The organism is Streptomyces sp. NPDC028289 (genome assembly GCF_055565975.1).
Genome location: NZ_JBVHTI010000003.1, coordinates 871651 through 895832 on the forward strand (window position 1 = coordinate 871651; position 24182 = coordinate 895832).

Annotated in this window: 26 protein-coding genes; 18 read left to right on the forward strand and 8 right to left on the reverse strand. The window is 72.0% G+C overall.

The genetic code is table 11. From position 1 onward, the window contains the following. Nucleotides 1-16: 16 nt before the first annotated feature. From ACZ4UV_RS18075 to ACZ4UV_RS18100, 6 genes are all read left to right on the forward strand, one after another. On the forward strand, nucleotides 17-2332 hold the full coding sequence (locus ACZ4UV_RS18075; protein ID WP_467838902.1) for a peptidoglycan binding domain-containing protein: 2316 nt from the start codon (nucleotides 17-19) through the stop codon (nucleotides 2330-2332). Between the two features lie 184 nt (nucleotides 2333-2516). Further along, complete coding sequence (locus tag ACZ4UV_RS18080) at nucleotides 2517-2975, forward strand: hypothetical protein (RefSeq protein ID WP_467838905.1); 459 nt, start codon at nucleotides 2517-2519, stop codon at nucleotides 2973-2975. A 151-nt stretch (nucleotides 2976-3126) separates the two neighbouring features. Continuing rightward, nucleotides 3127-4071 (forward strand): ABC transporter ATP-binding protein, encoded by a 945-nt coding sequence (locus ACZ4UV_RS18085; RefSeq protein ID WP_351501859.1) that lies wholly within the window; start codon nucleotides 3127-3129, stop codon nucleotides 4069-4071. Beyond that, entirely contained in the window at nucleotides 4068-4808 is a 741-nt protein-coding gene (locus ACZ4UV_RS18090) for an ABC transporter permease (RefSeq protein ID WP_467838908.1), read from the forward strand. The genes ACZ4UV_RS18085 and ACZ4UV_RS18090 overlap by 4 nt, the downstream gene beginning before the upstream one ends. Before the next feature lie 5 nt (nucleotides 4809-4813). Further along, the gene (locus ACZ4UV_RS18095; protein WP_467839405.1) at nucleotides 4814-6013 is read left to right on the forward strand and encodes a sensor histidine kinase; all 1200 of its coding nucleotides are present in this window, start codon (nucleotides 4814-4816) and stop codon (nucleotides 6011-6013) included. After that, the gene (locus ACZ4UV_RS18100) at nucleotides 6010-6624 is read left to right on the forward strand and encodes a response regulator (RefSeq protein ID WP_390046671.1); all 615 of its coding nucleotides are present in this window, start codon (nucleotides 6010-6012) and stop codon (nucleotides 6622-6624) included. The genes ACZ4UV_RS18095 and ACZ4UV_RS18100 overlap by 4 nt, the downstream gene beginning before the upstream one ends. 28 nt (nucleotides 6625-6652) lie before the next feature. Here ACZ4UV_RS18100 and ACZ4UV_RS18105 read toward each other — a convergent pair whose 3' ends face one another. Both ACZ4UV_RS18105 and ACZ4UV_RS18110 read right to left on the reverse strand, forming a co-directional pair. Then, nucleotides 6653-7516 (reverse strand): transglutaminase-like and tetratricopeptide repeat-containing protein, encoded by an 864-nt coding sequence (locus tag ACZ4UV_RS18105; RefSeq protein WP_390046673.1) that lies wholly within the window; start codon nucleotides 7514-7516, stop codon nucleotides 6653-6655. 50 nt (nucleotides 7517-7566) lie between these two features. Further along, nucleotides 7567-8628, reverse strand: coding sequence for a GNAT family N-acetyltransferase (locus ACZ4UV_RS18110; protein ID WP_451022466.1), 1062 nt, complete (start codon nucleotides 8626-8628; stop codon nucleotides 7567-7569). A gap of 140 nt (nucleotides 8629-8768) precedes the next feature. Between ACZ4UV_RS18110 and fdxA the strand changes: the two genes are divergently transcribed. Together fdxA and ACZ4UV_RS18120 are read left to right on the forward strand one after the other, a co-directional pair. Beyond that, complete coding sequence (gene fdxA / locus ACZ4UV_RS18115; RefSeq protein ID WP_089098949.1) at nucleotides 8769-9089, forward strand: ferredoxin; 321 nt, start codon at nucleotides 8769-8771, stop codon at nucleotides 9087-9089. Between the two features lie 129 nt (nucleotides 9090-9218). After that, nucleotides 9219-10313, forward strand: a complete 1095-nt coding sequence (locus ACZ4UV_RS18120; RefSeq protein ID WP_467838914.1) for a bifunctional succinyldiaminopimelate transaminase/glutamate-prephenate aminotransferase — start codon at nucleotides 9219-9221, stop codon at nucleotides 10311-10313. Between the two features lie 195 nt (nucleotides 10314-10508). Here ACZ4UV_RS18120 and ACZ4UV_RS18125 read toward each other — a convergent pair whose 3' ends face one another. Together ACZ4UV_RS18125 and ACZ4UV_RS18130 are read right to left on the reverse strand one after the other, a co-directional pair. Continuing rightward, entirely contained in the window at nucleotides 10509-10946 is a 438-nt protein-coding gene (locus tag ACZ4UV_RS18125) for an ATP-binding protein (RefSeq protein WP_467838917.1), read from the reverse strand. Nucleotides 10947-11216: 270 nt separating this feature from the next. Beyond that, entirely contained in the window at nucleotides 11217-12212 is a 996-nt protein-coding gene (locus tag ACZ4UV_RS18130) for a VldE C-terminal domain-containing protein (RefSeq protein ID WP_451021336.1), read from the reverse strand. 93 nt (nucleotides 12213-12305) lie between these two features. Here ACZ4UV_RS18130 and dapE point away from each other — a divergent pair, with 93 nt between their 5' ends. Continuing rightward, a complete protein-coding gene (dapE, locus tag ACZ4UV_RS18135; protein WP_451021337.1) occupies nucleotides 12306-13385 on the forward strand; it encodes a succinyl-diaminopimelate desuccinylase in 1080 nt (359 codons plus the stop codon). A gap of 104 nt (nucleotides 13386-13489) precedes the next feature. Further along, nucleotides 13490-14248 (forward strand): LOG family protein, encoded by a 759-nt coding sequence (locus ACZ4UV_RS18140; RefSeq protein ID WP_390046684.1) that lies wholly within the window; start codon nucleotides 13490-13492, stop codon nucleotides 14246-14248. Between the two features lie 160 nt (nucleotides 14249-14408). Here ACZ4UV_RS18140 and folP read toward each other — a convergent pair whose 3' ends face one another. After that, complete coding sequence (folP, locus tag ACZ4UV_RS18145) at nucleotides 14409-15269, reverse strand: dihydropteroate synthase (protein WP_451021338.1); 861 nt, start codon at nucleotides 15267-15269, stop codon at nucleotides 14409-14411. Between the two features lie 170 nt (nucleotides 15270-15439). Here folP and ACZ4UV_RS18150 point away from each other — a divergent pair, with 170 nt between their 5' ends. Both ACZ4UV_RS18150 and ACZ4UV_RS18155 read left to right on the forward strand, forming a co-directional pair. After that, on the forward strand, nucleotides 15440-15799 hold the full coding sequence (locus ACZ4UV_RS18150; RefSeq protein WP_351502801.1) for a DivIVA domain-containing protein: 360 nt from the start codon (nucleotides 15440-15442) through the stop codon (nucleotides 15797-15799). A 14-nt stretch (nucleotides 15800-15813) separates the two neighbouring features. Then, on the forward strand, nucleotides 15814-16401 hold the full coding sequence (locus ACZ4UV_RS18155) for a DNA-3-methyladenine glycosylase I (protein ID WP_451021342.1): 588 nt from the start codon (nucleotides 15814-15816) through the stop codon (nucleotides 16399-16401). 115 nt (nucleotides 16402-16516) lie between these two features. Here the strand turns inward: ACZ4UV_RS18155 and chcB are convergent, their stop codons facing one another. Further along, complete coding sequence (gene chcB, locus ACZ4UV_RS18160; RefSeq protein WP_351502802.1) at nucleotides 16517-17320, reverse strand: 2-cyclohexenylcarbonyl CoA isomerase; 804 nt, start codon at nucleotides 17318-17320, stop codon at nucleotides 16517-16519. A gap of 400 nt (nucleotides 17321-17720) precedes the next feature. Here chcB and ACZ4UV_RS18165 point away from each other — a divergent pair, with 400 nt between their 5' ends. After that, nucleotides 17721-17888, forward strand: coding sequence for a DUF3117 domain-containing protein (locus tag ACZ4UV_RS18165; protein WP_004950282.1), 168 nt, complete (start codon nucleotides 17721-17723; stop codon nucleotides 17886-17888). A gap of 127 nt (nucleotides 17889-18015) precedes the next feature. On the opposite strand, the gene ACZ4UV_RS18170 is transcribed toward ACZ4UV_RS18165, so the two are convergent. Beyond that, complete coding sequence (locus tag ACZ4UV_RS18170; RefSeq protein WP_093499247.1) at nucleotides 18016-18714, reverse strand: O-methyltransferase; 699 nt, start codon at nucleotides 18712-18714, stop codon at nucleotides 18016-18018. Nucleotides 18715-18949: 235 nt separating this feature from the next. On the opposite strand from ACZ4UV_RS18170, the gene sigE reads away from it, so the two are divergent. The 5 genes from sigE to ACZ4UV_RS18195 all read left to right on the forward strand — a co-directional run bounded on the left by sigE (nucleotide 18950) and on the right by ACZ4UV_RS18195 (nucleotide 22886). Further along, complete coding sequence (sigE, locus tag ACZ4UV_RS18175; RefSeq protein ID WP_089098938.1) at nucleotides 18950-19666, forward strand: RNA polymerase sigma factor SigE; 717 nt, start codon at nucleotides 18950-18952, stop codon at nucleotides 19664-19666. Continuing rightward, complete coding sequence (locus tag ACZ4UV_RS18180; protein ID WP_451021339.1) at nucleotides 19663-20634, forward strand: zf-HC2 domain-containing protein; 972 nt, start codon at nucleotides 19663-19665, stop codon at nucleotides 20632-20634. The genes sigE and ACZ4UV_RS18180 overlap by 4 nt, the downstream gene beginning before the upstream one ends. Nucleotides 20635-20800: 166 nt before the next feature. Then, entirely contained in the window at nucleotides 20801-21328 is a 528-nt protein-coding gene (locus tag ACZ4UV_RS18185) for a trypsin-like peptidase domain-containing protein (protein ID WP_390046694.1), read from the forward strand. Between the two features lie 201 nt (nucleotides 21329-21529). After that, nucleotides 21530-21976, forward strand: coding sequence for a sec-independent translocase (locus ACZ4UV_RS18190; protein WP_451021341.1), 447 nt, complete (start codon nucleotides 21530-21532; stop codon nucleotides 21974-21976). A 238-nt stretch (nucleotides 21977-22214) separates the two neighbouring features. Then, nucleotides 22215-22886 (forward strand): hypothetical protein, encoded by a 672-nt coding sequence (locus ACZ4UV_RS18195; RefSeq protein ID WP_390046698.1) that lies wholly within the window; start codon nucleotides 22215-22217, stop codon nucleotides 22884-22886. 152 nt (nucleotides 22887-23038) lie between these two features. Here the strand turns inward: ACZ4UV_RS18195 and ACZ4UV_RS18200 are convergent, their stop codons facing one another. Then, on the reverse strand, nucleotides 23039-24172 hold the full coding sequence (locus ACZ4UV_RS18200) for an Mrp/NBP35 family ATP-binding protein (RefSeq protein ID WP_294005406.1): 1134 nt from the start codon (nucleotides 24170-24172) through the stop codon (nucleotides 23039-23041). Nucleotides 24173-24182: the final 10 nt, after the last annotated feature.

The window sequence follows — 24182 nt, forward strand, 5'->3', positions numbered from 1 at the left end:
ACCGGGAGAACCTGCCTTGAGTCGTGAAACTGACACTCCGTCCTCCGGGCCCGACGGGCGCGGTGGATCCGCGTACCCCTCGGGCACGCCGCCGTACGGGACCCCCATGGCTTCCGACGACGGTACGGACGCGGCCCGTTCGGCCGCGCAGCCGGAGGAACGCAAGACCGAGACCACGCTGACGACCCGGATCCGGATCAACATCCCGGGCTCCCGGCCGATTCCGCCCGTGGTCGTCCGTACCCCCGTCGCGGACGTCGAGGGCGGCACGGCCGTCGCGGGCGGCAAGAGCGGTACGGGCGAGGAGACGGGCACGCACGCGCGCCCGGCGGGTGCCGCCACGCCCACCGGCAACGCCGAGCCGCCCGCCGCCGAACCGGCGCCCACCACCGACTGGTTTGCGCCACGCAAGTCCGGCCCCGCCAAGGGCGGACAGCGCGCCGGCGCCGCCAACGGGGCGGGTACACCCGGCGGTTCGCCCGCTGCCTCACCGAACGCTCCGGGTGCGGCGCGTCCGAACGGCGGCGGCGCCACCCGCTCCGGCGCCGCGAACGGCGGCCGCCCCGGCGGTGTCGTCGGCTCCATGAGCGTGCCGGGCGCGTCCCGGCCCGGCGGGACCAACGGCGCGGGGCTGCCCGCGGGCGCGACCGGCGGCCCGGTGGCCCCCGGCCACGGCGGCGGCACCGGCTCCTTCGACGTGACCGAGGCGCTCGCCGCGGGTCCGCTCGGCGGCTCCCGCGGCGGCGCGACGGGTGGCGGCGACGCCCGCCGCGACGACCTGCCGTACTTCTCCGACAACGGCGGCCAGAACGGCGCCCAGGGCGGCCCCGGCGTGCCCGGCGGCGGCCCGGCGGGTCCCGGCGGCCCCAGTGGCTTCAGCGGCCCGGGCGGTCCCGGCGGTCTCGGCGGCCCGCAGGGCCCGGCGGGCCCCACCGGCGGCCCGGTCACCGGCGACGGCCCGTTCGTCCCGCCGGTCAACGGCGGCGAGCCCTTCGGCGGCCCGAGCGGTTCCGCGGGCCCCGGCAGCGGCCCCGCGGGCCCCGGCGGGCCTCGCGCCCGCAGCGCCCAGGCCCGGCCCGGCGCGCGCACCGCACCCGCCGGTCCCGGACTCGCCGTCCCCGGCGGCGGCCTGAGCGACGACACCGCGATTCTCACCCCGCAGAAGCCCGCCCCCGAACCGGGCACGCCCGGCTACGGCGCCCCGGCGGGCAACGTCTCCGGACACACCGTCACCAGCGGCATCCCGGTCGTGCCGCCGGGCGCCGACTCCCCCTTCGCGCCGGGCGCCCCCGGCACCGGGCCGCTGCCGCACACGCCCCCGAAGCTGCCCGAGCCGGTCTCGCCGCCCCCGGCCGAGGCCAAGGGCAAGGGCAAGGCGAAGGCCAAGAAGAAGCGCGGCAAGCTGCCGCTGCTCGGCGGCGTCGTGGTGGTCGCCGGCCTCGGCGTCTACGGCGCCGGGCTGCTCATGAACCACTCCGACGTGCCCAAGGGCACCACGGTGCTGGGCGTCGACATCGGCGGCGGCACCCGCGACGACGCCGTCAAGAAGCTCGACGACGTGTTCGGCAAGCGGGTGAACCAGCCGCTGAAGCTGTCCGTCGACGGCAAGACCGTCTCGCTGCCGCCGGACCAGGCGGGCCTCCAGTTCGACATGCAGAACACCGTCGAGGCGGCCGCCAAGAGCGACTACAACCCGGTCTCCGTGATCGGCTCCCTGTTCGGCCAGAAGCGGGTCGTCGACCCGGTCATGCCGGTCGACGAGGAGAAGCTCCAGGCCGCCCTCAAGGACCTCGGCGGCAGCTCCGGCTCGGTCACCGAGGGCACGATCAAGTTCACCTCCGGCAAGGCCGTCGCGGTCTACGGCAAGGCGGGCAAGGGCATCGACGCGGGCGCCTCCACCAAGGCGGTCGAGCAGGCGTACAAGACGATGGTGGAGACGGGCACCGCCTCCGCGGTGAACGTGCCGACGACCACCCAGCAGCCGACGGTCACCAACGCCGAGGTCGACCGCGAGATGAAGGCGTTCGCGGAGCCGGCGATGTCGGAGCGGGTCACCATCCAGACCGACGCGGCGCACAGCATCCAGTTCGGCTCCCTGTCACTGCCGAAGATCCTCGGCTTCAAGGCCATCGACGGCAAGCTGGTGGAGACGTACAACCTGGCGGCGCTCAAGGAGGCGTACGGCAGCACCTTCAACGGCGTGCTGATCACCCGGGCCACCGGACAGAAGACGGCCGTCACGCCGCAGGACGTCGCTTCCGTGCTGCGCAAGGCGCTGGTCGGCAAGACGGCGGCCCAGCGCATCGGAGTCATCGACACCAACCCCAACTGACACTTCGTGAAGGGGGTGCCCGAGGCTCGTTGGCGGGCACCCCCTTCACGGTGTTCCACGCTCTGTGTCGGCTGTGCCGATCGGCTTCTAATTGACGAGAGTTGAGCTTGTGAACAGTGCTACGGTGCCTCGGCTCGCTGCAAGATCCACATCGTTTCGGTAACCGACTCGGACAGGAATCTGCATGCACATGATCCGTCGCGCCATGGTCTTCCTCTCCAGCCTGTTCATGCTCGCCGGAGCTGGTCTGTTCCTCGCATCCCCGGCACAGGCCGCCACCTCGTGCTCAGGCACCGTCACCTACGACGGGACCGTCTCTCGTAGCGGCAGCGTCATAGGTGAGCTGGTCATCTACTACAACAGCAGCAACGGCGGCACTAATAGCGCCTGCTTCTACCACCGGGGTGTCTCTTACGGCGTCGCGGCTTCCACTTCCGTGCAGATATACCGATGCTCGCAGATGTCGGGCACAGGTGACGCGTGTCGTATAGCCGCCGCGTCACCCGAGGACCAGGGGTCTTATTCCTACCAGGCCGGTCCGGTCGGGGTGACCGGTACAGCGAACTACTGTGTCTCGGCGATCGGTGACGTCTGGTGGGGCGGTAAGGACTACTACGTGGACAGCGGCACACGAGGATGCTGATCAGCGTGTCCTGAGCAATGCGGTCAAGGGGCGCCCGGTGCTCACCGTGCGCCCCTTCGCGCATGTCAGGTGCTGCTCATGACATCTGTCATGCGGCTCTCCGGACGCGCGACACTGCCCCCGGCCAGGGGCTCGCCGCCAGCATGGAGGCATGACAACGACAGCGGCGACGACCGCCACCGGGACCCCGGTGGCGGTCGGGTTCGACCAAGTGAGCAAGACCTACGGGAACGTGCGGGCCGTCGACGGGCTCTCGCTGCGGCTGCACCCGGGGGAGACCGTGGCCCTGCTCGGGCCGAACGGCGCGGGCAAGTCGACCACGCTCGACCTGCTGCTCGGCCTCAAGCAGGCCGACGCCGGCACGGTCAGCGTCTTCGGCCTGAGCCCGCGGGAGGCCATCGTCGCCGGACGCGTGGGCGCGATGCTGCAGAGCGGCGGCCTGATGGACGAGGTCACGGTCGCCGAGCTCGTCAAGCTCGCCTGCCAGCTGCACCCCAAGCCCTACAAGGTCACCGACGTCCTCGCCCGCGCGGGCATCTCGCAGATCGCCGACCGCAAGGTCAACAAGCTCTCCGGCGGCCAGTCCCAGCGCGTCCGCTTCGCCCTCGCCACCGCCGGCGACAGCGACCTGATCGTCCTGGACGAGCCGACCACCGGCATGGACGTCTCCGCCCGCCAGGCGTTCTGGGCCACCATGCGCGAACAGGCCGACCAGGGCCGTACGGTCCTGTTCGCCACCCACTACCTCGAAGAGGCCGACGCCATCGCCGACCGGGTGCTGGTACTGCACCGGGGACGGCTGCTGGCCGACGGGACGGCCGCCGAGATCAAGGCGAAGGCGGGGGCGAGGAGGATCTCCTTCGACCTGGAGGGCGAGATCGACGAGGCCCCGCTGCGGGCCCTGCCCTTCCTCACCGCCGTCGACGTGAGCGGCCAGACCATCCGCATGCAGTCGTCCGACGCCGACGCCACCGTCCACGCCCTGTACGGCCTCGGTGTCTACCCCCGCAACCTCGAAGTCGCCGGGCTCGGTCTGGAACAGGCCTTCGTCGCCATCACGGAGGCCGAGGAGGCCAAGGAGGTCACGCAGTCATGAACGCCCTGATCAAGCTGGAGCTCGCCCGCGCCCTGCGCAACCGCAAGTTCCTGTTCTTCTCGGTGATCTACCCCTCGATCATCTTCCTGCTGGTCGCCAGCCAGGGCGGCACAGGCGACACCGTCGACAACTCCGGCCTGTCCGTCGCCGCCTACGTCATGGTCTCCATGGCCTCCTTCGGCGCCCTCACCGCCGTCCTGATGGGCAACAGCGAGCGCATCGCAAAGGAGCGCGAGAGCGGCTGGGTACGGCAGCTGCGGCTGACCACGCTGCCCGGCCGCGGCTACGTCCTCGCCAAGACCGCCGGCGCGGCCGTGGTGAGCCTGCCGTCCATCGTGGTCGTCTTCCTGATCGCCGCCTCCGTGAAGCACGTACGCCTCGAGGCCTGGCAGTGGTTCGCGCTCACCGGCGCGATCTGGGCCGGCAGCCTGGTCTTCGCCGCGCTCGGCGTCGCCATCGGGTACCTGGCGAGCGGCGACGCGGTCCGCCCGATCACGATGATCACCTACTTCGGCCTGTCGATCCTCGGCGGCCTGTGGTGGCCGTCCTCCTCCTTCCCGGCCTGGCTCCAGGACATCGCGAAGTGGCTGCCCACGCACGCGTACGCTGCACTGGGACGGGCCATCGAGCAGAGCCAGGCCCCGCACGCCCAGGACATCGCCATCCTCGTCGTCTTCTTCGCCCTGTTCGTCGGCGGCGCGGCCTGGCTGTACCGGAAGGACACGCTGAAGGCGTGAGCACGATGACGGAAGACCTGCGGCCCGGCGACGAGGCCAGGGCGGACCGGCTGGTGCGGATCGGCCAGCCGCCCCGCAGCCGGGGCGAGGCGATGCGCAAGCTGGTGTGGGTCCTGCCCTGGCTGGTCTTCCTCGCCTCCCCGGCGCAGGATCTGGCCTCCGGCCACCACACCATCGGGGCGACGGCGGTCGGCTGGGCGGGCCTGACGGCCTTCGTCGGGATCTACCTGACCATCGTCTTCCGCCAGATGGGCCGGCCCTTCCGCGGCGGGGCCGTCGCCGTCGCGGTCGCCGTGGAGTGGACGCTCGCGGTCGTCCTCGCGTTCGGCTTCGGCAGCTCCTGGCTCGGCCTGTTCGTGTACGTCTCCGTGATGTGCGGAGTCACCTTCCCGCTGCGGGTCGCGTACTGGACGATCCCGCTGACCACCGCCGCGATGATGCTCGCGGGCTGGCACGCCCACGACATGGACGAGGCCTGGGGCCTGTTCCTGGTGGTCCTCCTGGTCGGCTACTCCATGACCGGCATCCGGCAACTCGTCGCCACCACCATCGAGTTGCGCAAGGCCCGCGCCACCGTCGCCCAACTGGCCGCCAACGAGGAGCGGTTGCGCCTCGCCCGCGACCTGCACGACCTGCTGGGCCACTCTCTCTCCCTGATCACCCTGAAGAGCGAGCTGGCCGGCCGGATGCTCCCCGACCACCCCGACAAGGCGGCCCAGCAGGTCTCCGACATCGAACAGGTCAGCCGGCAGGCCCTGGTGGACGTCCGGGAGGCGGTCACCGGCTACCGGCGGCCCCGGCTCGCCGCCGAACTGGCCGGTGCCCAGGTCGCCCTGACCGCCGCCGCGGTCACCGCCGAGGTCCCGGCCGACCCCGACCTCGCCGGCGTGCCCGACGACGGCGAGGCGGCCCTCGCCTGGGCGCTGCGCGAGGCGATCACCAACGTCGTACGGCACAGCGGCGCGAGCGCCTGCACGGTGGAGCTGCTGCGCCGTCAGACCCTGGACGGTCCGGTCCTCGAACTCGCCGTGGAGGACAACGGTTCGGGCGGTTCGGGCAAGGGCCCGGGCAACGGGCTCACCGGGCTCACCGAGCGCCTGGAGAAGACGGGCGGCACGCTGGAGGCAGGCCGCCTGAAGCATGGCTTCCGGCTGGTCGCCCGGGTCCCGCTCGACTCCGGCAGGGCCGTAGGATCCGGGGCATGAGCAGCACGATCAAGGTCCTCCTCGCCGAGGACCAGTCGATGGTCCGCGAGGCGCTCGCCGCCCTGCTGGGCCTGGAGGACGACATCGAGGTCGTCGCTCAAGTGGCCCGCGGCGACGAGGTGCTGGCCGCGGCGAAGGCGAACGACATCGATGTGGCCCTGCTCGACATCGAGATGCCGGGCTGCACCGGCATCGAGGCGGCGGCCCAGCTCCACAAGGCGCTGCCGACCGTGAAACTGGTCGTCCTCACCACCTTCGGGCGCCCCGGCTACCTGCGCAGCGCGATGGAGGCGGGTGCCGACGCGTTCCTCGTCAAGGACGCCCCCGCCGCCCAGCTCGCCGAGGCCGTCCGCAAGGTCCTCGCCGGCGAACGCGTCATCGACCCCACCCTCGCGGCAGCGGCCCTCGCCGAGGGCGCCAACCCCCTGACCGACCGCGAGCGCGAGGTCCTCCGCGCGGCGGCCGACGGCTCCACCAACGCGGAACTGGCGACAGCGCTGCACCTCTCCCAGGGCACGGTGCGGAACTACCTCTCGACGGCGATCCAGAAGCTCGCGGTACGGAACAGGGCGGAAGCGGTGCGGATCGCGCGGGAGAAGGGCTGGCTGTAGGGGGAGCCCTCCCCCCCTGGAAGTCTCCTCAGTTCAGCCGGGCGCGCGCCGCCCGCGCCTCCCCCCGTACCTTCTCCGCCGCCCCCTCGTCGACCACGTCGATCAACCCGGCGTACTTCTCCAACTCCTCGGCCCCGTCGACGAACTCGCCCCGCTCCACCAGCAACCGCGCCCGCTCGTACCGCAGCCGCGCCGGATGCGACGGCAGCAGCAGGGACAGGTCGACCGCCCACAGGCCCACGTCCGACCGCTCCGGGCGGGCCGCTGCCCACGCCCGTACGTTGTTGAGGATCCGCCGTACGACGTCGAGGGGGTCGGCCGGCTCCAGCATCGCCGGTTCCAGCGGCACTCCCGCCGCCCCCACCACCAGCAGCTCCGCGTCCGCGCCGGTCAGCACCCGCCCGCCGTCGAACGGATCGGCCAGCACCTGCTCCTCGGCCGCCCCGAACCCGACCACGAAGTGTCCCGGCAGCGCGACCCCGTACACCGGCGCCCCGGCCCGCCGCGTGACCTCCAGCCACACGACGGACAGCAGGATCGGCAGCCCGCGCCGGCGCCGCAGCACCTCGTGCAGCAGCGAGGACTCCAGCCGCTGGTAGTCCGGGGCGGTGCCCCGGAAACCGAACCGTTCGCCCAGCACCCGGTGCGCCGCCGTGGCCCACGCGTGCGGCCCGCCCGGCCGGTACGGCAGCTGCCCGGCCAGCCGGTCCAGTTCCATCTGCGCCGCGTCGATCCCGGCCTCGTCCAGCGAGCCGTCGGCCGCCGCGCCCAGCAGCAGGCACAGCGCGGCCAGATCGGGCCGCTCGGACCGTGCCTCCTCGGCGAACCGCCGTCGTACCTCGGCGGCCCGCGCCGGTGACGGCGGACATGGATGCGGCTGACCGGAAGCCATAGCTGTTTCGTGCCCCTTCGGAATGATCGGTACCGCCTCGCCTCCCGGATTCAGGAGCCGTCCGCCCCCGGCGCCCGGTAGTGGTGGTACGTGTGATGCGCCGCGAAGCCCAGCCGCCCGTACAGCGCCCGCGCCCCCGCGTTGTCCGTCTCCACCTGCAGCCAGGCCGCCGACGCGCCCTCCGCCAGCGCCCGGCGCGCGAGCGCGGCCATGACCTCGGTGGCCAGCCCCCGCCGCCGCAGCCCCGGATCCACCTCGACGGCGGCGAACCCGGCCCACCGGCCGTCCACCACCAGCCGGCCGATCGCCGCCGGGGCACCTTCCCCGGCCCCCGGCACGGTCGCGAACCACACCGACGGCCCGCTCCCCAGCACCTTCAACGCAACCTCGCTCACGCCCTTGCGCTGGTAGCGCGCCAGCCAGTCCTCGCCGGCCGCCCGGGAGAGCAGCACCCCGGCGCCCTCCGCCCGGTCCGCCACCGGCGCCAGCTCCCCGGTCCACAGCCCGGCGCTCACCTCACGCAGCCACCCGCGGCGCTCCAGCTCCGCGCAGAGCAGCTCCTGGGTACCCTCGGCACCGGTCGCGGTCTGCACGTACGCGGGCAGCCCCCGCTCCCCGTACCACCGCCGTACGGCCGCCAGCGCCGCGTCCAGCGGCATCCCGGGGTCACCGAGCGGCAGCACGCTGTTCGCCCGCCGTGTGAACCCCGCGGCGGCCCGCAGCTCCCACTCGCCGAGCCGCTCGCTCTCCACCGGCCGCCAGCCGCGCGAGGCGACACGCGCGAGTTCCCGGTAGGTCGCCGCGGGCCCCCGGCGGCGCGCCGGAGCAGTTGTCACGTGGCGCGAAGCGCCTCCTTGAGGGGCGGCGGTCGGGTGGCGGGCGGGAACCACCTTCGCCGCGACCAGCGAGGACTCCGGTATCCGGACGGTTTCGCCGTCCCGCCGTGTGATCGTCAGCATGCCGTCGACGTCCCATGATGTGAGAACACCCACCGTGTCGGTGAACTTCTCCCCGGTGTCGCCATTTCCGGTCAAACGGCGCACAGATACCCGTTTGCCCACGTCAGCAGCGGTGATACGGACCTCGAAGCGTCCTGCGGCAGAGATTTCCACTGGTCAGTTCACCCCTCCTGTTCGGATCATGCCCAGGAACGGAGATACTAGAGGCGGGCATCGACGACGCCGCGCTCCCGCGCGCCAGGCGGCGGAGCCTACGGAGGCCCGCCAGCGCCCAATCGAGGAGGAACGACAGCGTGACCTACGTCATCGCGCAGCCTTGTGTCGACGTGAAGGACAAGGCGTGCATCGAGGAGTGCCCGGTCGACTGCATCTACGAGGGCCAGCGGTCCTTGTACATCCACCCGGACGAATGCGTCGACTGCGGAGCCTGTGAGCCGGTCTGCCCGGTCGAGGCGATCTTCTACGAGGACGACACCCCGGAGGAGTGGAAGGACTACTACAAGGCCAACGTCGAGTTCTTCGACGACCTCGGCTCCCCGGGCGGCGCCAGCAAGCTGGGCCTGATCGAGCGCGATCACCCGTTCATCGCCGCGCTGCCCCCGCAGGCCGAGTAGTCCGCACCGGCGGCCCGCCGCAACACCGTGCCGCCTCGGTCCCGTACGGCCTGATCACGCCCGATCGGCGCCGTACGGGGCCGAGGCGTTTGCCGTACCGGTCGTACCGAAGAAAGTGAGCAAGTAACCGTGTCCGCAGTCTCCGACCGTCTGCCCACCTTCCCCTGGGACAAGCTGGAACCGTACAAGAAGACGGCAGCGGCGCACCCGGACGGCATCGTCGACCTGTCGGTCGGCACCCCGGTGGACCCGGTCCCCGACCTGATCCAGAAGGCCCTGATCGACGCGGCCGACTCGCCCGGCTACCCCACGGTCTGGGGCACCCCGGCGCTCCGCGACGCGATCACCGGCTGGGTCGAGCGCCGCCTGGGCGCCCGCGGCGTCACCCATCGCCACGTCCTCCCGATCGTCGGCTCCAAGGAACTCGTCGCCTGGCTCCCCACCCAACTGGGCCTCGGCCCCGGTGACCGGGTGGCCTACCCGCGCCTCGCGTACCCCACCTACGAGGTCGGCGCCCGCCTCGCCCGCGCCGAGCACGAGGTCTACGACGACCCGCGCGACCTGGACCCGGCGAACCTGAAGCTCCTCTGGCTGAACTCCCCGTCCAACCCGACGGGCAAGGTCCTCTCGAAGCAGGAACTCACGGAGATCGTCGTCTGGGCCCGCACCCACGGCATCCTGCTCTTCTCCGACGAGTGCTACCTCGAACTGGGCTGGGAGGCCGACCCGGTCTCGGTCCTGCACCCGGACGTCAACGGCGGCTCGTACGACGGCATCGTGGCCGTCCACTCCCTCTCCAAGCGCTCCAACCTCGCCGGTTACCGGGCGGCCTTCCTGGCCGGTGACCCGGCGGTCCTCGGCCCGCTCCTGGAGATCCGCAAGCACGGCGGCATGATGACGTCGGCCCCGACGCAGGCGGCGGTGGTGGCGGCCCTCTCCGACGACACCCACGTCCAGGAACAGCGCGAGCGCTACGCGGCCCGCCGCACGGCCCTCCGTGAGGCCCTCCTGTCCCACGGCTTCCGCATCGAACACAGCGAGGCGAGCCTCTACCTGTGGGCGACGAGGGACGAGTCCTGCTGGCAGACCGTCTCCCACCTGGCGGACCTGGGCATCCTCGTCGCACCGGGCGACTTCTACGGCGAGGCGGGCGAGAACTTCGTACGTGTGGCCCTGACGGCGACGGACGAACGCATTCGGGCAGCGGTCGAACGACTCTCCTGAGCCGGCGGCTTCTTCAAGCGAGCCTCGGTGAAGCGCCCCGTCAGGGTCGCTGGGGGTACCCCCGGCCGAAGGCTGGGGGAGGAACTGCGCGACCAGCCCCCACCGGCCCGCACCCGAAGCACAACGAGAAGGGACCCGGGAAACCCCGGGCCCCTTCCCCGAACTCACCGGCGCCGAAGCGCCGACGTCACCGGGTCAGCCCCCGATCGGCAGGCCCTGCACCGGCAGCCCGCCCTTCGTGAGCCCACTCGTCGGCAGCCCACCCTTCGTCGCGGTGGACGCCGCTTCACCCAGCAGCCCACCGGCGGAGCCGGCCGCCTGGCCCGCGGTGTGCTGCACCACCGGCGCCGCCTTCTTGACGGCCTTGCCGCCGGTCTGGCCCGCGGCCGGGACCGCCGACTCGACCGCCGCACCGCCGGCGCGGCCGACGGTCCCGGTGACGGTCTGCGCCGCCGCGTCGGCGGTGTTGCCGACGCTCGCCCCGTCCAGGGCGGTCAGACCACCGAGGTTCGGGGCGCCGGCCGGCAGGCTCGGGGCCGCGCCGGCGGAGCCGGCCGCACCGACCCCGGCAGCCGCTCCCGCTGCGACGAGCAGCGCGGCACGGGCGATCCGGCGGGTCAGAGGGAGGGACATGATGCTCCATTCGACGGGAGGGAACGTGATCGCCGTGACTACCGCTCGAAGCCCGCGAAGGTTGCGGAGGCCCAAGGTAAAGAGTTGATAACGCATCGCATTATCGGGTGTGGAGAAAAGCGGGCGAACGGCGCGCCGCGGGCGCCTCGCAGAATCCTTACCGCCCAGCGCTCCCAAGGGGTTTCACGCATGCGCGAGTGACCGTGCGAAAACGTGAGCACACCACGCGTCCGGCGTGTCCCGGCTGACCCGCCGGAGGGAAGCCCCGAACTACTGCCCGGTCACGATCCGCACCGAGCCCGCGGACGTCTCCGCACCGCCCGTGCTCTGCGAACCGGACGTCGGCTGCCACTGGCTGTCCGTGCTCCCGGCGGCCCACTCCCGGCCCGCGTACGACACCCGCTGGATGTGCAGCGCCGACGAATTGGCCACCGCCCAGTGCGCCAGCTGCCAGCCGCGCTCGCTCTCGGTGCGCCCCGACTTGTCGGTCTTCTTCCCCTCCGGCACCGGCACCGTCACGGTCCGCCCGTGCGCCGTGGCGGTCACGGTGGGGGTGGGGGTCGGCGTGGCCGACCGGCTCACCTCGGCACCGGCCTCCTCGACCGCGTCCCGCCCGAAGTCCCGCACGAGCGCGGTTCGTACCGCGTCCGGACCCGTCGCCGTCGCCGCGGTGGTGGCCGCCGGGCGCCCGTCGCAGGTCAGGGTGGCCGCGGCCTGCCCGGTCAGGGCCGCCGCTAGCAGCGTGGCGTCGGTCTCGTGCTTGGCGTACGCCTCCGGGTAACCGCTGCGCTGCACGCGCTGCGCGGCCACCGTCAGCGGCAGGGTCTCGTAGTCGCGCACCTTGGCCAGGTGGGCGTAGAACATGCCCGCCGCGTAAGCCGGGTCCAGGATCTGCTTCGGGGTGCCCCAGCCCTGCGAGGACCGCTGCTGGAACAGGCCGAGGGAATCCCGGTCGCCGTGCTTGATGTTGAGCAGCCCCGACTCCTGGATCGCGGTCGCCAGGGCGATGGCCACGGCGCGCTCGGGCATGCCGCGGCCGGTGCCGACGGCGGCGATCGTCGCCGCGTTCACCGCCTGCTCGGGCGTGAACTGGTACGACTCGTCGTCGCTTCGGCCCGAGACGACCTTGCAGCCCTCGGCGCCACCGCCGCCGGTGACGTACTGGACGACCAGGTAGGCCGCGACGGCGCACAGGATCAGCAAGCCCGACACGAAACGCAGGACACGGCCGCGACGCTTGGGACGGATGGGGGACGGCTCTGGCACGCGTACAACATACTGGAGAGTACGAGCCGCTCACCCTCGGGTCCGGAAGCCTGTGAAGCCGCCCGCGGGATCGTGCGCGCTAGGGTCGGGGCCATGGCCGACACCTCGCTTGACCTCACGCTGGACGCCGCCGCGCTCACCGCGCAGCTCGTCGACTTCCCCTCCGAGAGCGGCACCGAGAAGCCGCTCGCGGACGCGATCGAGAGCTCGCTGCGCGCTCTGCCGCACCTGACGGTCGACCGGTACGGCAACAACGTGATCGCCCGGACGAGCCTCGGCCGACCCGAACGCGTGATCCTGGCAGGCCACATCGACACCGTCCCGATCGCCGAGAACGTGCCCTCCCGCCTCGACGCGGACGGCGTGCTGTGGGGCTGCGGCACCTGCGACATGAAGTCGGGCGTCGCGGTCCAGCTGCGCATCGCGGCCACCGTCCCGGCCCCCAACCGCGACCTGACCTTCGTCTTCTACGACAACGAGGAGGTCGCCGCCGACCTCAACGGGCTCAAGCACGTGGCCGAGGCTCACCCCGAGTGGCTGGCCGGCGACTTCGCGGTCCTGCTGGAGCCCTCGGACGGCGAGGTCGAGGGCGGCTGCCAGGGCACCCTGCGCGTCCTCCTGAAGACCTCGGGCGAGCGGGCCCACTCGGCGCGCTCCTGGATGGGCTCCAACGCGATCCACGCGGCCGCCCCGATCCTGGCCCGCCTGGCCGCCTACGAACCGCGCTACCCGGTCATCGACGGCCTGGAGTACCGCGAGGGCCTGAACGCGGTCGGCATCTCGGGCGGGGTGGCGGGCAACGTCATCCCCGACGCGTGCGTGGTCACCGTGAACTTCCGGTACGCCCCGGACCGTTCCGAGGCCGAGGCCGTCGCCCACGTCCGCGAGGTCTTCGCCGACTGCGGGGTCGAGGAGTTCGTGGTCGACGACCACAGCCCCGGCGCGCTGCCCGGCCTCTCCCACCCGGCCGCGGCCGCCTTCATCGAGGCGGTCGGCGGTACGCCGATGCCGAAGTACGGCTGGACCGACGTCTCCCGCTTCTCGTCCCTCGGCGTCCCCGCGGTCAACTACGGCCCCGGCAACCCGCACTTGGCCCACAAGCGGGACGAAAGGGTGGAAACCGTCAAGATCCTGGCGGGCGAGGAGCGCCTGCGCACCTGGCTGACCAGCTGAGCCACACGGCGGCGCTGCGGGCCCGACATGCCGACGTCCCGCGCCTGTAACCCGCTCCGATCTACGCTGAAGCAGATACACCTGCAAGCGGAGGGAGCGCTTATATGCCTACCGGGAACCCTGAGGGGAAGAAGGTGCCGCCGGACGAGCAGCGCCTGGGACCGGTCCTCCGACGGCGCGGCCAGGTGACCGCGAGCACGACGGACCAGCGCCTGCTGGACGCGGGCGGCCCCTCCGACTGGGTCCACACGGACCCCTGGCGGGTGCTGCGCATCCAGTCGGAGTTCATCGAGGGCTTCGGCACGCTCGCCGAACTGCCGCCCGCGATCAGCGTGTTCGGCTCGGCGCGGACACCGGTCGACTCGGCGGAGTACGACGCGGGCGTGAAGCTGGGCCGCGGCCTGGTCGAGGCGGGCTGGGCGGTCATCACGGGCGGCGGGCCCGGCGCCATGGAGGCGGCGAACAAGGGCGCCCTCGAAGCGGGCGGCGTCTCGGTCGGCCTCGGCATCGAGCTCCCCTTCGAGCAGGGCCTCAACCCGTACGTCGACATCGGCCTCAACTTCCGCTACTTCTTCGTGCGGAAGATGATGTTCGTCAAGTACGCACAGGGCTTCGTGGTCCTGCCCGGCGGCCTCGGCACCCTCGACGAGTTCTTCGAGGCCCTCACCCTCGTCCAGACCCAGAAGGTCACCCGCTTCCCGATCGTCCTGTTCGGCAGCGGCTACTGGGGCGGCCTGGTCGACTGGCTCAAGAACACGCTGGTGGCCCAGGGCAAGGCGGCCGAGAAGGACCTCCTGCTCTTCCATGTCACCGACGACGTGGAGGAGGCGGTCGGCCTCGTCTCGAAGGAAGCGGCCCGCTGAGCCCACCGACCGCTTTACCACCCTCCCGTCCGACTCGGTTTCTCAAGGAAGGGACGTCGAAGGGTCTTTCCTCCTCGGCTTTTCGACCGACCGAGTCGGGTGGCGGGTGGGCGGCGGGTGGGCGAAGGTTTCGGGGGTCCGGGGGCGGAGCCCCAGGGCGCTACGCCAGCCCCCGCCGGGCCACCGCCGGAGGCCGGTGGCCGGCGATGGATGCCACCATGTCCAGCACCTGGCGCGTCTCGGCGACCTCGTGCACCCGGTACACCTGAGCCCCCAGCCACGCCGACACCGCCGTCGTCGCCAGCGTCCCGATCACCCGCTCCTTCAGCGGCCGGTCCAGGGTCTCGCCCACGAAGTCCTTGTTGGACAGGGAGACCAGCACCGGCCACCCCGTCTCCACCATCTCGCCCAGCCGCCGCGTCGCCTCCAGGCTGTGCCGGGTGTTCTTGCCGAAGTCGTGCCCGGGATCGATCAGCACCGACTCCCGCGGCACCCCCAGCGCGACGGCCCGCTCGGCCAGCCCCAGGGTCACCCGCAGGATGTCGGCCACAACGTCGTCGTAGGTCACCCGGTGCGGCCGCGTCCGGGGCTCGGCTCCGCCCGCATGCGTGCACACCAGCCCCACCCGGTACCGCGCCGCGACCTCCGCCAGCCCCGGGTCGACCCCGCCCCACGCGTCGTTCAGCAGATCCGCCCCGGCCTCGCAGGCGGCCTCCCCGACCGAGGCCCGCCAGGTGTCCACGCTGATCACGACGTCCGGGAAGCGCCTGCGCACCTCCGTGACGAACCCGACGATGCGCCGCGCCTCCTCATCGGCGGTGACCTCCTCGCCCGGCCCCGCCTTCACCCCGCCGATGTCGATGATCGCGGCACCTTCGGCGACCGCCTGCTCCACGCGCGCGAGGGCCGGCTCGTCGCGGAAGGTCGCCCCCTGGTCGTAGAAGGAGTCCGGCGTCCGGTTCACGATCGCCATGATCACCGGTTCGTTCGGCCCGTATTCCCGCCTGCCCAGCCTGAGCATCGCCTGTGACCTCCCGTAGTAATTCCCTCGGTGCGACCGCCTGCGACCCTAACTGTCAGACTCGCATGGCACGATCGGACACAGACACATTCGACACCGAGCACGCTGAGCACACTGAGCACAACGAGTGCTGCTGCACCGAGCTTCATCGAGCCTGGGGGCCCACCGCGATGGTTATGTTCCTGTTCCTCGTCGTCGCGCTCGCGGTCGTGGTCGCCGCGGTCACCCTCTCCGTGGTGAGCGGCGGCGAGAGCGGACCGCTGCCCGAGGTGGCGCCCGAGCGGTTCCAGGACCCGCTGCCCCCGGACCGTCCGGTCAACCGCGCGGACGTGGAGAGCATCCGCTTCCCGCTCGTCCCGCGCGGCTACCGCATGGCGGACGTCGACGACGCGCTCAGCCGCCTCGGCGCCGAGCTCGCGGAGCGCGACGCCCGGATCGCCGACCTGGAGTCCGCGCTGGCCGGCGCCCAGGCCGCACCGCACGGCCCGCACACCTCGCTGGACAAGCCCGAGCCGGAGGACCGGCCATGAGCGAGATGACCGACATGATCGAAGGGGCGGCGGTTCCCGGGCCGGACGGCAGGCTGCGCTGCCCCTGGGCGCTGTCCACCGAGGACTACGTGTCGTACCACGACGAGGAGTGGGGCCGCCCGGTCCACGGCGACGACGCCCTCTACGAACGCCTCAGCCTGGAGGCCTTCCAGTCCGGTCTCTCCTGGATCACGATCCTGCGCCGCCGCCCCGGCTTCCGCGCCGCCTTCGCCGACTTCCACATCGAGAAGGTGGCCGCGTTCACCGACGAGGACCGCCAACGGCTGCTGGCCGACCCCGGCATCATCCGCAACAGATCGAAGATCGACGCGACGATGGCGAACGCGAAGGTCCTGGCGGAGTGGGGGCAGGGCGAGTTGGACGACCTGATCTGGTCGCACGCCCCGGAACCGGGCACCTACCCGGCCCCGAAGACCATCGCCGACGTCCCGCCGGTGACCCCGGAGTCGACGGCCCTGTCCAAGGCCCTGAAGAAGCGCGGCCTGCGCTTCATCGGCCCGACGACGGCGTACGCCCTCATGCAGGCATGCGGGCTGGTCAACGACCACCTGGAAACGTGCGTGGCGCGAAAAACCCCGTAGGGGACAGCGCCCCGTGAGGGGCGCTCGGGGTACCCCCGGCCGGAGGCTGGGGGAGGAACTGCGCGCTCGGCCCCCACGCACCCGCGGTCCGCGACGGTGCTCCCCGCCCCCTTCCTCAACGCCCCAAGTACTTGGGCTTCTCCTTGTTCACAAAGGCCTGCACGGCGATCCCGTGATCCTCGGACGCCCCGGCCCGGGCCTGCAGCTCGTCCTCCTTGTCCAGCGTCTCGTCGAGGGAGTGCGTGAGCCCGTAGGCGACGGCCTCCTTCAGCGCCGCGTACGCCACGGTCGGCCCTTCGGCCAGTTTCCGGGCCACCTTCTCGGCCTCGGCCCGCAGCTCGGCCGAAGGCACCACCTTGTTCGCGATGCCCAGCTCGTACGCGTCCTGCGCGCTGATGCTCCGGGGGAAGAGCAACAGGTCGGCGGCGCGGCCGGGCCCCACCACCCGCGGCAGCGTCCACGAGACGCCGGAGTCCGCGGTCAGCGCCACCCCCGCGAACGACGTGTTGAAGGCGGCCGTGTCGGCGACCACCCGGTAGTCCGCCGCGAGGGCGAACCCGAAACCGGCGCCGGCGGCCACCCCGTTCACGGCGGCGACGACCGGCTTCGGCGCCGACACCAGCGCCCGCACGATCGGGTTGTAGTGCTCCCGTACCGTCGTCATCGTCTGTCCCGCCCCGGTCTCCCGGTCGGACGCGAGCAGCGTGATGTGCTCCTTGAGGTCCTGGCCCACGCAGAACGCCCGGTCTCCGGCGGCGGTCAGCAGGATCGCCCGCACGGCCGTGTCCGCCGCCGCTTCCTGCGCGGCCTCCCGGAGGGCCACCTTCGTCGCGATGTTCAGCGCGTTCATCGCCTCGGGGCGGTTCAGCGTGATCGTCGCGAGTCCGTCGCCCACCTCGTAGAGCACGGTGTCGGTCATGGTGCGTCCCCTCCGTCGTCTTCGTCGGTCTTCGTTCGTCCGCGTCGTCGCGGCTGACGTACCGCTCAGTACGTCCATGTCCGAAGGACAGCATGGCGGAGATCGCCGTCGGGGGACCAAAGCGGCCATGTGACCTGCGTCAAAGAATTCCGGAGCCGACTCGGTCGGCGTAAGGACTCGAGGGGGCGAAGTATCGCAGCCACATCGCCGAATTGAGTGGTTTTGCTCGCGTGCGTTGCCCAAGCGATGCCGACTGATGTTGGTCATCGGGTCCTGAGATGCGGGATAATGGCTTGGAAGCAATGTGTTCGATGCCGGAGTCGCGTGTCCCGCCAGAGACCGCGCGTGCCCTCGGGGGCCGTCGGCAGACGATGAGCTGTTTTCAGGAAGGGGAACCAGCATGGCGGCCATGAAGCCGCGGACGGGTGATGGCCCGCTCGAGGTGACCAAGGAGGGGCGGGGCATCGTCATGCGCGTTCCGCTCGAAGGCGGCGGTCGGCTCGTCGTCGAGCTGACCCCTGACGAGGCCGCGGCGCTTGCCGACGCCCTCAAGAACGTCGTCGTCTGAGGCGTCAGCGACCACACCCTTTCGGCCGCCCCGGCACCCTAAGCGGTGCCGGGGCGCTGCCGTTCTTCCGGCCCCCCGGCGTTCACCCGGACCCGTCCCCCGCCCGCGCGGGCCGCCCCGGCGAGGGCTACCGCTTGACGGCGCACAGCAGCCCGTCGCCCACCGGCAGCAGCGACGGCACCAGCTCCGGGCTCTCCCGGACCGTGCGCAGCAGCTCGCGCAGCCGCAGCACCTCGGTCGGCTGCGGACCCGAGTCGACGGTGCGGCCGTTGGCGAAGACGCCCTCGAAGACCACCAGTCCACCCGGACGCAGCAGGCGCAACGATTCAGCGAGATAGTCGGAGTACTCCTGGCGGTCCCCGTCGCAGAAGACGAGGTCGTAGCCGGCGTCCGCGAGGCGGGGCAGCACGTCCAGGGCCCGGCCGGGGATGAAGCGGGCCCGGTTGCTGGCGAAGCCGCAGGCGCGGAAGGCCTGCCGGGCGAACTGCTGGTGCTCCGGCTCCGGGTCCACGGTGGTCAGCACGCCGTCCGGGCGCATGCCGTGCAGCAGGTACATCCCGGAGACCCCGCACCCCGTACCGATCTCGGCGACCGCCTTGGCGTCCACGGAGGCGGCGAGCATGCGCAGCGCGGCGCCCGTGCCGGGCGACACCGAGCGCAGCCCTGCCTCGCGGGCCCGGTCACGGGCCCACCGCAGTGCTTCGTCCTCGGCGACAAAGGCGTCGGCGAACGCCCAGCTCGTCTGCCGGTTGCCGGTAATGACCCTCTCCTGTCCCCGTGGTTGCCTGGGCGTGACTGTATCCGTTGGCGTCGGGAACCCGCAGATGGGACCGGGCGTTTAGAGGGGTGGAAGACAGGGCGGGGGGACACGAATGGATCACGGTGACGAGACGGCGGTCGACGACCTGCTGTCGCAGCTGGACGAGCCGTACCAGCACAGATCAAATTCTTGTAAAACCGCTTATCCGGTGCTAACGGGCGAGGTGGCTATGGTAGGGGCTCCACTGGACACCACCAGAGCCGACAGGGGAGGTGCGGCTGCGCCTGGGGACCGGGGAGGAGTGCTGCGGCGCTTTCTCGGGTCGGCAGGCAGGCCGAAATCCGTGAACGACACCGCTGCTGACCCCAGCCACGCCGCCGCGCTCGCCATGGGCGAGGACCGGACCGCGACCTTCTCCACCGACGCGGACGGGCAGGCATGGACTCCGCCCACGTGGGAGGAGATCGTCAGCACGCACAGCGGCCGCGTCTACCGGCTGGCCTACCGCCTGACCGGTAACCAGCACGACGCCGAGGACCTCACCCAGGAGGTCTTCGTCCGCGTCTTCCGCTCCCTGTCGACCTACTCCCCGGGCACCTTCGAGGGCTGGCTGCACCGCATCACCACCAACCTGTTCCTCGACATGGTCCGCCGCAAGCAGCGCATCCGCTTCGACGCCCTCGGCGAGGACGCGGCCGAGCGCCTGCCCAGCCGCGAGCCCACCCCCTCGCAGGCCTTCAACGACGCGCACTTCGACGCGGACGTCCAGCAGGCCCTGGACACCCTCGCGCCCGAGTTCCGCGCGGCCGTCGTGCTCTGTGACATCGAGGGGCTGTCGTACGAGGAGATCGCCGCGACCCTCGGCGTCAAGCTCGGCACGGTCCGCTCCCGTATCCACCGTGGCCGCTCCCAGCTGCGCAAGGCCCTCGCACACCGCTCCCCGGAGGCCCGCAAGGCCGAGCGCCGCTCCTTCGTGCCCCGTGTTCCCGCACTGGGAGGAGGGGGCGCGACCGCGTGAGTGGATCACGACCGAAACCGGCCGAGCGACAGCTCGCCGAACAGCACCTGGGAGACCGACTCTCCGCCCTGGTGGACGGAGAGCTCGGTCATGAGACGCGTGAGCGTGTCCTGGCCCACCTGGCGACCTGCGCCCGGTGCAAGGCCGAGGCCGACGCCCAGCGCGCCCTGAAGAACGTCTTCGCGGCGGCGGCCCCGCCCCCGCCCTCCGAGAGTTTCCTCGCCCGTCTCCAGGGGCTGCCCGCGGGCGGCGACCAGGACGGCGGCGGTTCGCCGTTCGGCGGGGGAGACCCGTCGGGAAGCGGATCCGGCAGCGGGGTCTTCGGCATGGGCCGGGACGACCGCTTCGAGTTCGGTTACGTACCGGCCCGCCCGCACGACCCGGCCGCGGCCGCCGGCCGGGGCTTCCGCATCCACCCCGTCGGCCGCCCGGACAACGACCGCTCCGCCTCGCGCGGCATGCGGTTCGCGTTCGTCGCCGCCGGCGCGGTCTCGCTCGCCGCCGTCGCCCTCGGCGGGGTCACCGCGGGCCTCCCCGGCACCCCGGCCGCCGACGCCCGCAGCGGCACCGGCGGCGGCAGCGTCGCCCCGGCCGGCACGGCGGGTTCGGGCACGACCGGGGCCGCCGACACGCAGCGGCGCCGCCTGCTCACCCCGCTGCTGTCGTCCGGCACCCTGCTCGGCTCCACCCCCGCGATGCCCACCTCGGTGTCCGCACCGCTGCTGCCCGGAGTGCCCTCCCCGGCCACCGCGCAGCAGAAGCTGCGGGAACTGACCGCACCGGTGATGGCCGGCGCGGCCGCGGTCTCCCCGCTGATACGACCGCTGAGCACCAACCCGCCGTTCGCCCTCACCTCGTGGACCACCGGCCCCGAGGCGACCGGCACCAGCCTGCTCGCCGCACCCGTCCCCGACACAACCTCCGCACCCTCCCCGTCCACGTCCCGCTCCACCCGCGCTCCCCACTGACCGGCGCTTCCGGTCGCTACCCACCTGCTGAACGGCCCTGCGCGCCGACTCGCGAACCTGGTTGAATCCTGTGAACCAGCCATGTCCGTGGCACCGCTGCGGGCACGGAGCCGACCTTCCGCGAGCCCGCCCGTGCACGGGGCCGCGGTGAGCCCGCGAGGAGAACATGGACGAGGGGATACCGACGGCGCGGCGGCGGTCGCGGAGCCGGCGGACGTTCGCCGTGGGGGCACTGGTGCTCTCCGTGGTCTCCGCCGCGGCCGGCGGGCTGATCGGCGGCTACCTGGAGCGCACCGGCGGCCTGGAGGCCGTACAGCTGGCCCAGCCCGGTCCGCCCCCTCCGGGACCGCCGCCCGGACGGTCGCCGGGCAATGCCGCCGGGATCGCCGCGCGGGCGCTGCCGAGCGTCGTCACCCTGCATGTCACCGGCACCGGCGAGCAGGCCACCGGCACCGGCTTCGTCCTCGACACCCGCGGGCACATCCTCACCAACAACCACGTCGTCGCCCCGGCGGCCACCGCGGGCGGCCGGATCACCGTGACGTTCAGCAGCGGAGCCACCGCCCGGGCGACTGTCGTCGGCCGGGACACCGGCTACGACCTCGCCGTCGTCCAGGTGCACGGCGTGCAGGACCTCATCCCGCTGCCGCTCGACAATCCCCGCGACCGTCCCGACTCCGCGGACAGGAACTGACAGAAACGTCACAGGCAGGGCCCCACTCGTGCCCCGACTAGGCAAACAACCCGGAAAACCGGTCGTACACACGCAGTCGGACACCTCGGGGCAGTACCGGTCGGACAGGTCCGCCGGGTACCGTGGACCCGGCCCGGACCACGGAACACCCGCAACAGCGACCGGAGGGCCGAGGACCGAGGACATCGCAAGGAGCTTCAGGTGTTCAATGACATAGGACCACTCGAGCTGGTGACGATCATTGTGCTCGCCGTGCTCGTCTTCGGTCCGGACAAGCTCCCGAAGGTCATCCAGGACGTCATGCGGACCATCCGCAAGATCCGGGAGTTCTCGGAGAGCGCCAAAGAGGACATCCGGCAGGAACTCGGCCCGGAGTTCAAGGACTTCGAGCTGGAGGACCTCAACCCGAAGACCTTCATCCGCAAGCACCTGGACAGCGACGAGCTGGGGCTGAAGGAGATCCGCAACGGCTTCGACCTGAAGAAGGAGATGGCCGAGGTCACGGATGCGGTGCACAGCCGCGACACCGACTCCTCGGCGTCGTCCGCCGGGAGCGGTTCGTCGGGGAGCGGCCGGATCGACATGAACAAGAAGCCGGAGGATCCGGGCAAGGACGACCGTCCGCCCTACGACGCGGACGCCACCTGAGTCCGGATCACCGACCCGCGCATGAGCGGCGCACGTGACGCGTTTCATATCGCGTGTGCGCCGCTCATTCGTCTCTTAGGGCCCGAACCAACCGCCCGTGCGACCCACGCACCGGGCGGTTTCGCGGCTGGTCCCAGCGGTGTCGATATGCTGCCGAGTTGTTGTGCGGACCGGACGAGTGCGCCCGAAGGGGGGCGGGCCGCCCCGGACCGACGAGAGCTAGGAGGCGTCCGGGCAGATGGAGACGACAAGTCGGGTGGACGGACAGACGCCGGTCGCGGAGGGCGTGCAGCAGGCCCCCTCCGCCCGCCGCACGGTCGACGGCTACCTGGAGGCGCCCTTCCCCTGGTACGGCCTCGACGAGGCGTTCACGGGGCCGCGCTGGCTTATGCAGGTGGGTACGGCGGCCGACGGTGCGGTGGAGCACGGGTCGATCGGGCACGGCGACGAGCCGTCGGTGCGGAACGAGCATCTCGCCGCGTCCGTCGGTGAGCCGCGGGAGAAGTTCGCGGTCGTCGTGACCGTCGCGGCGAGTCCGTCCCGGCGGAGCGCCGACGGGACGGGGCTGCTGGAGGCCACGTCGGTGTCGTCCGCCGCGTGGCTGGCCGGGGTCGGGCTGCTCTCCTTCACCTGGCCGGGGCAGATGGACCACAGCCTGCGGGACGACTGGCTGGAGCAGCAGACCGAGACGGCGTGGGAGCTGGCCGACGAGCTGTCCGGTCCGGAGTGGTCGACGCTGTCGCTGCCGGTGGACGGGGTGGCGACGCCGTTCCACTACCGGGAGTCGGAGTTCGGGTGGGTGCTCGCCGGGTCCACGGCGGAGGGGGTGCACCTCGGGGCGTACGGGCGGGGGATGTCGGCCTATGGGCTGGGGTTCGCGGTGATCAAGGACGTTGCCGCGTACGCATGAGAAAAGGGGCGCCGGTGGTTTGGCGCCCCTTCGCCGTAGGGGTTGCGGTGGGTTCGCGACTGCGGATGCGTGGTGGTTGCTCGCGCAGTTCCTCCCCCAGCCTTCGGCCGAGGGTACCCCCAGCGCCCCTGACGGGGCGCTACAGATGCTGCCTAGAACTTGTTGCGCGGCGTGATGCCCAGGGACATGCCCGAGAGGCCTCGCTGCCTGCCTCCGAGCTTGCCGGCGATGCCGCGCAGGGCCGCGCCCGCGGGGCTGTCCGGGTCCGTCAGGACCACCGGCTTGCCCTCGTCGCCGCCCTCGCGGAGGCGGACGTCGATGGGGATGGAGCCGAGGACGGGGACCGTCGCACCCGTCGTACGGGTCAGGCCGTCGGCGACGGTCTGACCGCCGCCCGTGCCGAAGACGTCGACCATCTCGCCGCAGTGCGGGCAGGGCAGGCCGGACATGTTCTCGACGACGCCGACGATCTTCTGATGGGTCTGGACCGCGATGGAGCCGGCCCGCTCGGCGACCTCCGCAGCGGCCTGCTGAGGCGTCGTCACGACCAGGATCTCGGCGTTCGGGACCAGCTGGGCGACCGAGATGGCGATGTCGCCGGTGCCGGGCGGGAGGTCGAGGAGGAGGACGTCGAGGTCGCCCCAGTAGACGTCCGCGAGGAACTGCTGGAGGGCGCGGTGCAGCATCGGGCCGCGCCAGACGACCGGCGCGTTGCCCGGGGTGAACATGCCGATGGAGATGACCTTCACGCCGTTCGCCGACGGCGGCATGATCATGTTCTCGACCTGGGTCGGGCGGCCGTCCGCGCCGAGCATGCGCGGGACGGAGTGGCCGTAGATGTCCGCGTCGACGACGCCCACCTTCAGGCCGTCGGCGGCCATCGCGGCGGCCAGGTTGACCGTGACCGACGACTTGCCGACGCCGCCCTTGCCGGAGGCGACCGCGTAGACACGGGTGAGGCTGCCGGGCTTGGCGAAGGGGACCTCGCGCTCGGCCTGGCCGCCGCGCAGGGCGGAGGCCAGCTCCTTGCGCTGCTCGTCGCTCATCACGTCCAGGGTGACGTCGACGCGGGTGACGCCCTCGACCCGGGAGACCGCCTCGGTGACGCGCTGGGTGATCGTGTCCCGCATGGGGCAGCCGGAGACCGTCAGGTACACGGTGACCGCGACCGCACCGTCCTCCCCGATCACCACCGATTTGACCATCCCCAGTTCGGTGATGGGTCGGTTGATCTCCGGGTCGTTCACCGTCGCCAGTGCCTCGCGCACCGCGTCTTCGCTAGCCATACCCCCGATG